This window comes from Pleomorphomonas carboxyditropha (genome assembly GCF_002770725.1).
Classification (GTDB): domain Bacteria; phylum Pseudomonadota; class Alphaproteobacteria; order Rhizobiales; family Pleomorphomonadaceae; genus Pleomorphomonas; species Pleomorphomonas carboxyditropha.
The window spans coordinates 19131-31434 of the sequence record NZ_NQVN01000029.1; the positions used below are offsets into that span (position 1 = coordinate 19131).

Here is a 12304-nt window from a genome sequence, read left to right on the forward strand (position 1 = left end):
CTCGCCACCGCGAAAACCCCCCGCTGCCTAGAGTGCGGCACGGTTTTCGAGGTGGGTCATGGCATCGACGGTTTCCATTTGCAATCTGGCCCTTGGCCATCTCGGCGCCGACAAGATCGACGCGCTCAGCGAGGCGAGCACCGAGGCGCGGGCCTGCAATCGCTTCTACGGGCAGACGCTCGACGCGCTGCTGGCCGCCGGGCCGCCCTGGCGGTTCGCCCGCCACGAGGCGGTGCTGGCCGAGGTGTCGGGGGTGGCTGCCGGCCGCTGGGCGCACGCCTACGCGCTGCCGGTCGATCTGCTGCGCGTGCGGGCGGTGCGGCCGGCCGACGGCGCGCTGGCCGGCGTGCTGCTGCCCGGCGATCTACGAGGGGCCGAGGACGGCTATCCGTATGAGCTTTTCGGCGATCGCCTGTTCACCGACCTGTCGCCGGCCGCCCTCCGCTACATCCGCCGGGTCGACGATCCCTCGAAGTTTCCGCCGCTGTTCGTCGAGGCACTGTCCTGGCACCTCGCGGCGCGGCTGGCCATGCCGCTGACGCGCGACGCCGGCCAGCGGCAGGCGGCCTTCCAGATGGCCCTGCAGACGCAGGCGGCGGCCAGCGCGGCCGACGCCAACGACGAGCGCAATACCGGCGGCTTTCTCTCCGACTACGAGCGGGTGCGGCAATGACGCTCCGGGCCTATCAGCCGGCCTTCGTCGGCGGCGAGCTGTCGCCGGCCCTCTGGGCGCGCGTCGACACCAAGAACTATTCGGTCGGCCTCAAGACGGCGCTCAACCTGTTCATCCACGCCCACGGCGGGGCATCGAACCGCGCCGGCCTGGAGTTCGTCGGCGAGGTGAAGAACAGCGCCGACAGGACGCGGCTGATCCCCTTCCAGTTCAACGAGGCGCAGGCCTACGTGATCGAGTTCGGCGAGGGCTCGCTGCGCTTCTGGCGCAACGGCGGGCTGATCCTGGCCGCCGGCGGCGGCGTCTACGAGCTCGCCTCGCCCTATGCCTCCGGCGATCTCGACGAGCTGGTGTTCGCCCAGGAAGCGGACGTGATGTACATCGTCCACCCCGACCATCCGGTGAAGAAGCTTTCCCGCTACGCCGACAACAACTGGACGCTGACCGAGCCGACCTTCGCGCCGGCCATGACGGCGCCCGCCACGATCACGGCGGCGGTGCAGAGCAGCACCTCCGGCCAGACCGGCTACAAGGCGCACACCTATCGCTACAAGGTGGCGGCGGTCAGCGAGGCCACCGGCGAGGAGAGCCTGCCGTCCGGCGAGGCCTCCTGCGTCAACGATCTTTCCGTCGACGGCGGCATCAACCGCGTGTCGTGGACGGCGGTGACCGGCGCCTCCAAATACGTGGTCTACAAATTCTCCAACGGCTCGTTCGGCTATATCGGCTCGACCACCGATCTCTACCTCGACGACGAGAACATCACGGCGGACACTTCCGACGGGCCGCAGATCGGCCGCAACCCGTTCTCCGGCGCCGGCAACTATCCGCGCGCCGTCACCTTCATCCAGCAGCGGCTGGCGCTCGCCTCCACCGACAGCGAGCCGCAGGCGGTCTATCTCTCGCAGACCGCCAACTACGAGAATTTCGGCTACGCCTCGCCGGCGAAAGACAGCGACGCCATCACCTTCCGCATGCGGGCGCGGCAGGTCAACATCGTCCGCTCGATGCTGGCCGCCCGCTACGGCCTGTTGCTGCTCACCTCGTCGGCCGAATGGGTGGTGACCGGCGGCTCGGCGTCGGACGCCATCACGCCCAGCGCCATCGTCATCGCCAACCAGGGCTATCGCGGCGCGGCGGCGGTGCAGCCGATCGCCGTCGGCGAGACGGTGCTGTTCGCCCAGCGCTCGGGCGGGGTGATCCGCGACTTCTCCTACAGCTACGGCGACGACGCCTGGGTGGGCAAGGACCTGACCATCATGAGCCGCCACCTGTTCGAGAACCGGTCGATCAAGGCCTGGGCCTACGCGCAGGCGCCGAGCTCCATCGTCTGGGTGGTGCTCGACGACGGCTCGCTGGTGTCGCTCACCTACATGAAGGAGCACGAGGTGTGGGCCTGGACGCGGCACGAGAGCGGCGCGGACGCTTCTTTCGAGGACGTGACCTGCATCGCCGAGAACGGCGAGGACGTGCCCTATTTCGTGGTCAACCGGACGATCGACGGCGTGGCGAGGCGCTATGTCGAGCGGCTGCACAGCCGGGCCTTCGACCATGTCGAGGACGCCTTCTTCGTCGATTGCGGCCTGACCTATGCCGGCGCGCCGGTGAGCCATCTTTCCGGCCTGTCGCACCTCGAGGGGTGCGAGGTGGTGGCGCTCGCCGACGGCAACGTGGTGCGCGGCCTCAGGGTGGAAGGCGGCGCGGTGGCGCTGCCGGTGGCGGCCGGCAAGATCCACGTCGGCCTGCCCTATGCCGCCGCATTGCAGACGCTCGACCTCGATCTCGGCATGCTGAACGAGCTCGGCACGGTGCAGGGGCGCTTCAAGTCGGTGTCGAAGGTGGTGCTCAGGGTGGAGAAGACGCGCGGCATCTTCGTCGGCCCGAAGGACGAGGGCCGCGACAGCGACAAGATGGTGGAATTCAAGCAGCGCTCCACCGAGGCGTGGAACGAGGCGATCGGCCTCTACACCGGCGACATCGACATGACGCCGTCGGCCGACTGGAATCGCTCGGGCGGCCTCCACGTCAAGCAGTTCGACCCGCTGCCGATGTCCATCCTCGCCATCATGCCGGAGGTGACGCTTGGCCGCTGAGGTGGAAATCGTGCCGGCGCGCGGCAAGCACTGCCGATCGATCGCGAGACGGATGCGGGCGGCCGACGTGGCGGAGGTGTGGCGGTCGGGCCGGCTCGGGCCGGTGGCAGCGCTGCGCCGGTCGATGGACAACTCGACCGCCTTCACCGTGCTGATCGATGGGCGGCCGGAGATCATGTACGGCGTCGGCGACCTCAACGTTCTCGCCGGCATCGGCGGCGTTTGGCTCCTGGGCACGGACGCCATCACCCGAAACTGGCGCTGGTTCCTGAGGGCGACGGCCGAGGGGCTCCCCGGCCTGTTCACCCGCCACGAGGTGCTGCGCAACGTGGTGGACCGGGACAACGCCGCGTCGATCCGCTGGCTCGGCTGGCTGGGCGCCGCGTTTCTCGGCGACATCGATATCCATGGTCACCCGTTTGTTCTGTTCGAATTGAGGAGGCGCCGCGATGTGTGAATTGGGAACCGCGCTGATGATCGGCGGCACGCTCCTGAGCGGAGCCGGCCAGATCGCCAGCGCCAATGCTCAGTCTCAGGCCGCCAAATACAACGCCGAAGTGCAGCGGCAGAACGCCCAGCTCGCCGACCGGCAGGCGAAGAACGTGCTCGACGCCGGCACGCGCGAGGAGCAGAAGCAGAAGGCGATGACGAGCCAACTGATGGCCAAGCAGCAGGCCGCCATGGCCGCCAACGGCGTCGACACGACGTTCGGCACGCCGCTCGACCTGATGGTGGATACGGCCAAGCAAGGCGCCATCGATGCCCTGACCATCCGCACCAACGCCTATCGGAATTACGACGACGTGCGCAACCAGGCCGTCAGCTATCGCAACCAGAGCGCCCTCTACGACATGGAGGCGAAGAACAGCCGCACGGCGGGGATACTCGGCGCATTCGGCTCGATGGCCAGTGGGTTTGGCGGGGCGTATTCGAATTACGTGAAGATGAAGTCGATTCATTGACGCGAGGGGGCCGGCCAATTTGGGTCGGCCCTTAAGCCCGGTTCTGAACTAGAGCATTTCCGGTGAAAACAGGTTCACCGGAAATGCTCTATCTCTTTGATTAGGCGCAATTTCGGACGCAAAACCGGTTCCCACTTTTGCTGAAATTGCTCTAGCGCCAGAGACGCGATCCGAAATTCTGTCTATGGAGGCTGTAATTGCTCTCCCAGCTTATGACTTGGTCTCGTTGACAACGCATTTGTTGCCATCCGCACTGATTTTCGTTGTCTGGCCAGATTTGCCAGGGAAGTCTTTGAACAGAGCATCTATCATGCATCGTGCGACCACGTTAAAGGATGAAGACGATCCGCGACTTACAACGGTAGCCTCGTATATACGTTTCTTCGTTGATTTCTCGTCGATCCAAACCATAAGCTTTCTGGTATAAACAGAATAGCTGTACGTGCTGGCGCCTACGATCCCGAAAGTAGGTGGAGTGTAGCTAGTTCCTGAATAGGTTCCGAAGCCGCCACCGCCGTAGACGGTGCCGCTGCTATAGGTCGTCCCTCCGCCCGTTTGTCCGAACACGGGTACACTGTCAATTTCTTGGTGGCCATTGTCTATACTGTAGGCGAACTGGACGTCTGTCGCCGCTTTATCGGATTTGGACCATCCATTCTCAATTAGCTTTTGCGCAATTAAGTCTGCATATGATTTTGCCTCAAGACTTTCGCTGATAGGAGCAGTAGGCCGTATACTGAAGGTCTCGGGCTTTGTGATGTTATGGAATACTGTCGTTGTGCTATTGACAGTGACGCACCCAGCTAAGGCCGCAGACAGAGCAATGGTAACCAAAGCGCGCAGACTCGGCAGCATTTGCATTCCCTAATGTGTTTATTGCATCTTTAAGGTGATCTGATCGGTTCTGGTTGATAGTCTTCACTGGAGATGACCAACGAGCCAATGATCCGACTGTGTCATCCGATTATGCCGCCCAAAAAGTGAGGCGACAATGGGATGCAACCCTATTTGGTATAGGGGTGAATACGGCGTTGCTCGCTCGTGGAGTTTGCTGGCGAGACCCTATATCGGCCGTTCGCTCCGTTCTGCCCGAGGTCCTGCGCCTTCGCGCAGGATGACAGAAATATACATATGAAACAATTGCGTAGCCGCTCGCGGCTGCTCTTATAGGTTGTCATCCTGCGCGAAGGCGCAGGACCTCGGGACGAGAGGGCGAGCGGGTGGCATAAGGCTGCCCGGGAAACGACGATGAGCGCCCTGCGGTGAAACTGCCGGCGCTGGTGGGACCGCCGCCCGCTCGGATGCGGGGCTTGGGAAGCCGATAATCCCGCGTTATCGGGAATGGCACATAAGCCATGGCTATGCGGCAATTCCGATAAGTCATGGAAGGGCAAGCCGCCCGTCTACCTCGGCGCGATCGGGCGCCAGGGGTGGAGAAGCGTGGCCGTTTCCGGCGCGTAGGCCCAATAGTGCCCCTGGAACGGCTGGTCGTGGTCGCGGCTGATCGGAACGCCGGTCAGGTGGCAGAGCAGCAACGTTCCGACCCCGCCGTGGCCGACGATGGCGATGTCTCCCGCGGTCTTTTCGGCGATGATGGCGTCGAACGCGGCCCGCACCCTGTTCTGGGCGTCGACGGCGCGCTCCCAGCCCCTCACGGACTCTTCCGGCCTCTCGAAAAACCGGTTGGCGACTTCCTCGAACTCCGGGGGCGGCAGGAATCCGGTGGCGCTGCGGTCGTTCTCGTGCAGGCCGGGGTGCACGCCGACCGGCAGGCCATGGGCCGCCGCCAGAATGCCGGCCGCCTCGATCGCCTTGGTTTCGTCGCTCGCCCAGACCGACCTCACGGCCCGCGCGTCCGGCCCATCGGCGAAAATCCTCATCCGCGCGATGCCCTTGTCGGACAGATGCCAGCGCGGCACCGGGCGGCCGGGATCGACCACCACGTCCGGATGGGTGATGAAGAAGACGGTGCTCAAGGCAGGCTCCATGAACGTTGCAAAGCTTCCGGTGTCCGGACGATGATCGCCGATTTCGCGGCGTCGGCAAAACGGGATCTTCGCGGCCGGCTCGATATCGGGAGGCCAGACCACCACGGAAACCTCAAGTCCTTAGCGTCGGGCCGACAGCGTCGGACCGCCAAGGCGTCCTGGCGCGCGAGCGATGCGAGGACAAGATGCCCGTTGTGCCGACCTATGAAGACCGGGGCATTCGCCTCGACCCCGGCCTCAATTTCCGCGACACCACCCGCGCCACCGGCGAGATGTTCGGCTCCGGCATCGGCGAGGCGCTGGGCGGCGTCGGCAAGGGAATGACCGACGTCGGGCAGGCGATCTCCGATGCCGCCAAAGCGAAGCCCGATCTCGCCAGCGTGGAAAACGAAGCGGCCGCAAACATGGCCGTTCAGCGGGCCGCGGCCGGCCTCGCTCAGGTAAAAAATGGTGGCGGCGAGACACCGGGCCATGGCTCCCAGACGGGAACCGGACCGGTCGACGCTTTCCTCAAGCACCAGGCGGATATCGACAAGGTTGTGAAGGAAACGCGCGATAGCCTGTCCCCGGCCGCGCAACTGCTATTCGACGAGAAAGCCGGCCCAATCGTTTACGATGCAAAGAAGCAGGGAGTGGAGGCCCAAGCCCAGGCGCGGAAGAGCGGGATTCAGGAGGGATATTGGGCGGGGGCCACCACCTTCAGGGATCAAGCCGTCGAGGTGCCGACCGACGAGACTCGCTACCAGAACTTTATGGCCTTGGGGCTCGAGCAGATCGAGAGACTTGGCTTCCTTCAGCGGTGGCCACCGGAGCATATGGAGCAGGTGACGGCGGCCTATATCTCCGACGCCCGCAAGCGCTCGACGCTGACGCTCGCCGAAACCGACCCAATCAAGGCGCTGAACTACAGCCTCGACCACGCCGCCGACCTGTCATCAGCCGACCGGATGGCGCTCCACGATGCCATGAAGCCGGCGGTGGACGCGGCGATGAAGCGCGAGGCCGTGCATTACAGCCTGGCAAATGCCGCCCCGGATCAGTTCGTGGCGAGCGAACTGCCGCCGGCCGCCTATGTGTTGCTTGGCGCCATCGGTGAGAAGGAGGCGCCCTCCTACGATGCCCGGAGCGGTGGGGGGCGTTTTGGTGATTTCGCCACGCATCCGGGCATGGTCGGCATCGGTGGCACGTCGACGAAGGCTGGACGATACGGGCTCGACGGCTCGACGTGGGAGCGGATCGTGGCCGCCACCGGCCTTGCCGATTTCAGCCCCGCGTCGCAGGACCGGGGCGCCTGGTGGTTGGCGCAGACAAACTACCGCATCCAGACCAACCGCAGCCTCGAAGAGGACATCAAGGCCGGCCGCTGGGCGGCCATCCGCGAAACCCTCGCCCCGACGTGGGGAGGGCTGGCCAAGCTCTCCGACGAGGACTTCGTGAAGCTGGCCGGCTGGCCGGCACCAACTGTCCCGCAGGGCGCGCAAGGGGGTATTGGCTCCGATGCGGCGGCCTTGGCCCACGCCGCCCCGCTTCCTCCTCTCGCTCCTTCCGTACAGCCGCCGACCGCGCGGCTCTCGCCCGAGATGGAGGCTGTTCTGGCCAGACTGCCGCCGGCGCAGGCCGAGGAACTCCGGAATGCGGGGTTGGCCGGCGTGCCGGAAGACGGGCAGGACAGGGCCAAGGCCGACACGGTGCAGCAGGCGACGAGGGCAGATGGCTATCAGCAGCGGATCGACAATGGCGACAAGACCCTGACGCTGCGCGACATCGAAGAGGATGTCGTGCTGAAGCCCGACCAGAAGGCCGAGCTGAGGGGCAAGTGGGAGGCCAAGAACCAGGAGATTGTCGAGACCGAGCGGAACGTCGACAGGTTCAACCACGGGGAACTGAAGTTCGATCCCTACAGCGAAGTGGGGCGCGCCGACAATGACGCAGTGTGGGACCAAATTTCAACCTGGCAAAAGCCGGAAGAGGCTTTTCCTCTGCTTAAGTCGTTGGTAAAGCAGACTAATATGGTCCCATCGCAAATTATCAATGGCATTCAGCAACTGCTCGACTCACGGGACCCGGACAAAGTCCAAGGCGCACTTCAATTGGCGCAGCAGTTAATGAGCGTGTCGAAGGCAGACCTTAGGAACGGTGTCGATGGTGAGGCGATGGAGAACGCAGCCATCGTCTTTCGGCACATGGTCAGTGACCTGGGATATTCGCCCGAAGAGGCGGCGCTGTACTACATCCGTGTCAACGATCCCGATTACCGACCGACCATCGACAAAACGAAAGTGGATAACGCGCTTCTGTCGATCGGCGTGGACGATGTCGAGAGCTTGCTCAACATGGGGGACGGAGATCCATATCTAGGCTTCGATTCCGGGCAAGCCCAAGATTTGCTCAACATGTACAAGGATCTTTACAGCCGCGAGGCCGAGAACGCTCCAAATCTGTGGACCGCCAGAGCGAGAGCCGATGAAAAGTTCAAACGGCGTTATGGCGTGACCATCGTCACAGGTTTTCCCACGATCATGAGATATCCGCCGGAAGCCTATTATCCGGACATTGGCGGTTCCATGCAGTGGATGCAGGAGCAGCTTCTCGCCGATGTCCGAACGGCCGTGGGTGATCCGACGATCAAGCCGGGCGAACTCATGATCGAACCTTCGGGTGATGCGGAGCAGCGCATAGCGACGAAAAGACCACCCGCCTATGAGGTGACCATCGTCCGAAAAGGCAAGGACGGAAAACCTGTCCGGGAAAGGGTTCTCCCCGGATTTGGCTTCGTATTCGATCCGACCGGCCCACTGGCCGAGCAGAATAAAACGGACGCCCGTATCTATGCGGAGACCCGTTTGGCTGCTTACCAGGCAAGGCAAGCTCAGCTTCGCCATCGCAAGAATGTGATCGATCAAATGGGCGGCAAGGGCTTCAACACGAGCAAGGAAGTCATCGATCAAGAGTTGCTGACTCTCGATAAGCTCCAGGCTGAGCTGAGGTCTGGCATGGATCTTTCATCTCAGCCGCAGAGTGTTGCGGACTCAGGATTGGTGAGACGGACACCATGGATAAAGCTGTACAATCAAACCGGAGACATTGGTAACGAGTTGCCTGCTTCTCAGGCAGACCCTGATCCGGGCCTCGTGGGAGTGATTGGTCCCGCGTGGCGCAAAGGAAATAATCCTATCTCGCTGCTTTCGAATAAAGAGAACAACGTCAAGTTCTCCGATGTCCTCGTCCCGACGTTCGACCCTTGGAAAAAGGCAGAAGGAACAATATACGCACATTATCCCAAGCAGCTTGCCGGCCTCTTCAATGAGGAAGCTTACAATGCTTGGACGGCGCAGATTGACCAGGAGAATGAAGACGGGCGTTTGATCGCGGCCTCCGGCTTGAAGGGCAAAGCCATGACCGCGGTGGCCGGGTTTTTCGACGTTTCAAGTCTCTTTCCGGCCGAAAAGCTGTTCCCGTTTGGCAGGGCCGGCTACAAATGGGCCGTGTCGATGTTCGGGCGTAACGGTGCCAGGGCTATGGTTGGCGGTGCGCGCGGCGCTACCAAAGCCGCAATTCGGGAATTGGGCCTTCAGTCAACGCAGCGGACGCGTCCCATGAGCCAGAGCATCTCGGCCGTCGCCACCAAAGCCCTGGGGGAAATCATCAAGGCGGCCCGGAAGTGAGGCGGGCGCGGCGAGGCAAGGAGGGTGCTGGAAGGCGTTGCAGGTCCGACAAGGTTCAGGCAGGTTTTCATCGTCCCGATAAGCTTGATGACCGTCCGCCTTGGGGCCTCTATGATTGCAAAGCAGTCGTGGAGGCCCCGATGCGTATTTGCCTGATTGCCGCCATTTCCGCTCTTTTGCCGTTTCCCGCCATGGCCGGGTCGGCTGTGGGGCCAAACTTTTCTGATGTCTGGGGTGCGGCGTGGCGGCAGGAAAGCACGATCGGGGCGTTCCTCGCCGACAAGATGCGATACGCCGATCCGGATACGCTCGATCCGGCGTTCGATGCCTGGCAGGCTTCCGAGGGAACCGACTACCAGCATTACCCTGAGCAGCTCGGCCGCTTGCTTAACCGGCAGGCCTATGAAGCGTGGAAGGCCCAGTTCGAGATGGAAAGGGAAGACCGGCGGATGCTCGAATTCGTCGGCTGAAAGGCGCGAGTCGATCTCACGCCGAGCGATATCGGCGTAGCGCGCCCGATGAAAGCGGTTCTACGTATCCGCGATCGGATCTGGTGACCGCTATCATGGGTTTTGCTATGGTTGCGCGAAGCCATGGACTCCCCAATGCGGGTCTGTCTGATCGCCGTCGTTTCGTTTGCCGGCTCCCTTTGCTTCGGTAGCTTGAATCGGGCGTTCAGGCGCGAGCGTTTGCGGAAAGAGGAGTAATCCCTTGCAGAAATTCTTTCATGGTCTGGTGATGGCGCTCGCCTTGTTGCTTGGCAGTTTTCACGCCGAGGCAGGCACTGTTCCGAAGTCTCCCGACGGTTTTGTCGATGTGTCCAGGTTTGACGAGGCGGAGAGAGCTTTCATATTCAAGTCGGCGGAAAATATGCTGTATGATAGTATAAGTGACATTTCCAACGATTTTTTGGAGAAAAAAGATGGTCAGCGCAGGCTTAAGGAGCTGATGGCGCTTTGCTATACGATGCTTGCCGTTGAGGTTGGCCATGGCGGCGTGGAGCCACTCGCCAGGTTGTATGGTTTTAGGGTGAACAATCTTGTGGATAATATAAACGGTGTCACCGATATGGACACTGTCGAATACATTGAAGGGAAAATAGAGGCCGAGAAGCAGAAATATTTTGATTCCCTTATGCAACGTTATGCCGACAAGAAATTCACGACCGCGTCGCTACAAGAGATGCAGGATATAGCCCGGCAAATAGGAAAAGATATTTTTGCCACGGCCATGGAGAAGATGGCCGACGATAAGTGACGGGTGTCTAAGCCAATGGGGCGGCAGAACAGACGCCTGAGCTAGGCGGCTGCCTGAACGGGCGGCCGGACGAAAGGCCGGAACTGAACAGTCTGGACATCTGAGATCGACAGGGAGATGCAAGACCGGCGGACGCTCGATCCCGACGGCTGAAATATGGCGTGGGGTGATCTTATGTCCTGAGAAGGCGGAAAGCGGCCTCATGCAGTATAAACGCGCGGGTGACTGGCGAGGTAAGGTGCGCTAGGGTTGCGGCGTGTCTGCGGAGCCTCCCGATGCGTGTTTGCCCGATCGCCGTTGCCGCTTGTCTTCTGTCTTCCGCAGCGATGGCGCAACCAACGGGGCAGTCGGCGCTTTCCGGACTTTGGCAGGCGGCGTGGCGACATGAAACGGTGCTGGGGGCGCTTCGATCCAACCAGACGTTCGGTGCCGACGACGGCACGGTCGATCCGACCATCGACCCGATCGAGGATCTCAAGGGGACCGAATACTGGCCCTATGTCGACAGTGCGCTGAACATCTTCAACCGCCGGCACCTCATCGCCTGGAAAGCACAGGTCGATATGGAGGTGGCGGATCGGCGGACGCTTGAGGTGGCGGGATAGGGCGCATCCCCGGCGAAGTCACGTTCGCCGGGGATGCGCCATGGGTTTGTTTTCATATGATTTCCGGCAGGAGGCCTTAATGCGCTCTTGCTGGAATCGGTCGAGGGAGGAGTCGTCGTGCAGAAGTTCGTTCAGGGGCTGGTTTTGGCGCTCGCCGTGTTGCTTGGTGGTATTCACGCCGAAGCGGCCACTGTTGCCATGACGCCTGAAGGGCTCGTCGATCTGTCCAAATTCGACGAGTTGGAAAAACTGTTCATAGTCAAGGTGGCTGAAAATTTGTTGATCTCTAGTATAGACGATCATTATGACGAACTATTGGCAAGAAAAGGCGGCTCGCTAAATTTAAAGAAAGTAGCCGCTTTATCCTACGCGATGCTTGCCTCTGAAGCCAAACGCGTTGGTCTGGACACGCTCGCCGAGATTTATGGCTTCAAGGTGAAGAATTTTACGGATGGTATACACGGAACCGCCGATGGCAAAGAAATTGAGGATTTTGACGCAAAAATAGAGACTGTAAAGCAGCAATACTTCGATTCCGTTATGCAGCGTCATGCAAACAAGAAGGGCACGACCGTGCCTCCCGAAGAGATGCAGGACATAGCCCGGCGAATGGAGAAAGATATTTTTGCCACGGCCATGGAGAAGGTGGCCGGCGACAATTAACAGGGCGCGAGCCCAAGTTCGGGGGTTAGTTCCTGATGTCCCGGCGCAAAGCCTTGCCGATGAAGAAGGCGAGGCAGGTTGCGACAAGGCCGGCGGCGATGCTGATGAACTCGACGGCATTCCAGGTCACGCCCAAAACTTGCGTGCTCCTCAGGATCACGTGCCCGAGAATTGCGAGGGCGATGGCGACGGGGTAGCCGACGGCGTTCCTGACCTTGAACAGCCCCATGATGAAAGAAGCGATCGCGGCGATATCGGCGAGTTTGACGACAAGCATAACGAAGAACAAAGTCATGGTCGAAAGCCGTATCGTGATTGGAGCGGCGCCCTGATGGCGGGCCGGCGAGTCGCCGAAGGCAGCATGATCTACCGGAAGTGGTTTGCCAAGAGGGCTCGCA

General features: G+C 61.6%; 12 protein-coding genes. 9 read left to right on the forward strand and 3 right to left on the reverse strand.

Features of this window, described 5'->3' with window-relative positions:
• Nucleotides 1-58 precede the first annotated feature (58 nt).
• From CJ014_RS24535 to CJ014_RS24550, 4 genes are read left to right on the forward strand one after another with little or no spacing between them, the layout of a single operon-like run.
• The gene (locus CJ014_RS24535) at nucleotides 59-673 is read left to right on the forward strand and encodes a phage connector family protein (protein WP_100083141.1); all 615 of its coding nucleotides are present in this window, start codon (nucleotides 59-61) and stop codon (nucleotides 671-673) included.
• The gene (locus CJ014_RS24540; protein WP_100083142.1) at nucleotides 670-2766 is read left to right on the forward strand and encodes a phage nozzle protein; all 2097 of its coding nucleotides are present in this window, start codon (nucleotides 670-672) and stop codon (nucleotides 2764-2766) included. Before CJ014_RS24535 ends, CJ014_RS24540 begins: the two co-directional genes overlap by 4 nt.
• Nucleotides 2756-3223, forward strand: a complete 468-nt coding sequence (locus tag CJ014_RS24545; protein ID WP_100083143.1) for a hypothetical protein — start codon at nucleotides 2756-2758, stop codon at nucleotides 3221-3223. The genes CJ014_RS24540 and CJ014_RS24545 overlap by 11 nt, the downstream gene beginning before the upstream one ends.
• Nucleotides 3216-3728, forward strand: a complete 513-nt coding sequence (locus tag CJ014_RS24550) for a virion core protein, T7 gp14 family (protein ID WP_133121933.1) — start codon at nucleotides 3216-3218, stop codon at nucleotides 3726-3728. Before CJ014_RS24545 ends, CJ014_RS24550 begins: the two co-directional genes overlap by 8 nt.
• 210 nt (nucleotides 3729-3938) lie before the next feature.
• Here the strand turns inward: CJ014_RS24550 and CJ014_RS24555 are convergent, their stop codons facing one another.
• Nucleotides 3939-4583 (reverse strand): DUF4136 domain-containing protein, encoded by a 645-nt coding sequence (locus tag CJ014_RS24555; protein ID WP_165790979.1) that lies wholly within the window; start codon nucleotides 4581-4583, stop codon nucleotides 3939-3941.
• Between the two features lie 548 nt (nucleotides 4584-5131).
• On the reverse strand, nucleotides 5132-5704 hold the full coding sequence (locus CJ014_RS24560) for a histidine phosphatase family protein (protein ID WP_207765855.1): 573 nt from the start codon (nucleotides 5702-5704) through the stop codon (nucleotides 5132-5134).
• A gap of 197 nt (nucleotides 5705-5901) precedes the next feature.
• Between CJ014_RS24560 and CJ014_RS24565 the strand changes: the two genes are divergently transcribed.
• The 5 genes from CJ014_RS24565 (at nucleotide 5902) to CJ014_RS24585 (ending at nucleotide 11906) form a co-directional block, all read left to right on the forward strand.
• On the forward strand, nucleotides 5902-9381 hold the full coding sequence (locus CJ014_RS24565; RefSeq protein WP_100083146.1) for a lysozyme family protein: 3480 nt from the start codon (nucleotides 5902-5904) through the stop codon (nucleotides 9379-9381).
• Nucleotides 9382-9521: 140 nt separating this feature from the next.
• The gene (locus CJ014_RS24570) at nucleotides 9522-9851 is read left to right on the forward strand and encodes a hypothetical protein (RefSeq protein ID WP_100083147.1); all 330 of its coding nucleotides are present in this window, start codon (nucleotides 9522-9524) and stop codon (nucleotides 9849-9851) included.
• 241 nt (nucleotides 9852-10092) lie between these two features.
• Nucleotides 10093-10638, forward strand: coding sequence for a hypothetical protein (locus CJ014_RS24575; RefSeq protein ID WP_100083148.1), 546 nt, complete (start codon nucleotides 10093-10095; stop codon nucleotides 10636-10638).
• 275 nt (nucleotides 10639-10913) lie between these two features.
• Entirely contained in the window at nucleotides 10914-11243 is a 330-nt protein-coding gene (locus CJ014_RS27665; RefSeq protein ID WP_133121934.1) for a hypothetical protein, read from the forward strand.
• Nucleotides 11244-11360: 117 nt separating this feature from the next.
• Nucleotides 11361-11906 (forward strand): hypothetical protein, encoded by a 546-nt coding sequence (locus CJ014_RS24585; RefSeq protein ID WP_100083150.1) that lies wholly within the window; start codon nucleotides 11361-11363, stop codon nucleotides 11904-11906.
• Between the two features lie 25 nt (nucleotides 11907-11931).
• On the opposite strand, the gene CJ014_RS24590 is transcribed toward CJ014_RS24585, so the two are convergent.
• Nucleotides 11932-12201, reverse strand: coding sequence for a hypothetical protein (locus tag CJ014_RS24590; protein WP_100083151.1), 270 nt, complete (start codon nucleotides 12199-12201; stop codon nucleotides 11932-11934).
• Between the last annotated feature and the right edge of the window lie 103 nt (nucleotides 12202-12304).

Excerpts from the sequence above, each read along its gene's own strand:
- CJ014_RS27665 (WP_133121934.1), top strand. The coding sequence starts at position 10,914 with ATGCGTGTTTGCCCGATCGCCGTTGCCGCTTGTCTTCTGTCTTCCGCA.
- CJ014_RS24565 (WP_100083146.1), top strand. The coding sequence starts at position 5,902 with ATGCCCGTTGTGCCGACCTATGAAGACCGGGGCATTCGCCTCGACCCC.
- CJ014_RS24540 (WP_100083142.1), top strand. The coding sequence starts at position 670 with ATGACGCTCCGGGCCTATCAGCCGGCCTTCGTCGGCGGCGAGCTGTCG.
- CJ014_RS24555 (WP_165790979.1), bottom strand. The coding sequence starts at position 4,583 with ATGCTGCCGAGTCTGCGCGCTTTGGTTACCATTGCTCTGTCTGCGGCC.
- CJ014_RS24570 (WP_100083147.1), top strand. The coding sequence starts at position 9,522 with ATGCGTATTTGCCTGATTGCCGCCATTTCCGCTCTTTTGCCGTTTCCC.
- CJ014_RS24550 (WP_133121933.1), top strand. The coding sequence starts at position 3,216 with ATGTGTGAATTGGGAACCGCGCTGATGATCGGCGGCACGCTCCTGAGC.
- CJ014_RS24535 (WP_100083141.1), top strand. The coding sequence starts at position 59 with ATGGCATCGACGGTTTCCATTTGCAATCTGGCCCTTGGCCATCTCGGC.
- CJ014_RS24590 (WP_100083151.1), bottom strand. The coding sequence starts at position 12,201 with ATGACTTTGTTCTTCGTTATGCTTGTCGTCAAACTCGCCGATATCGCC.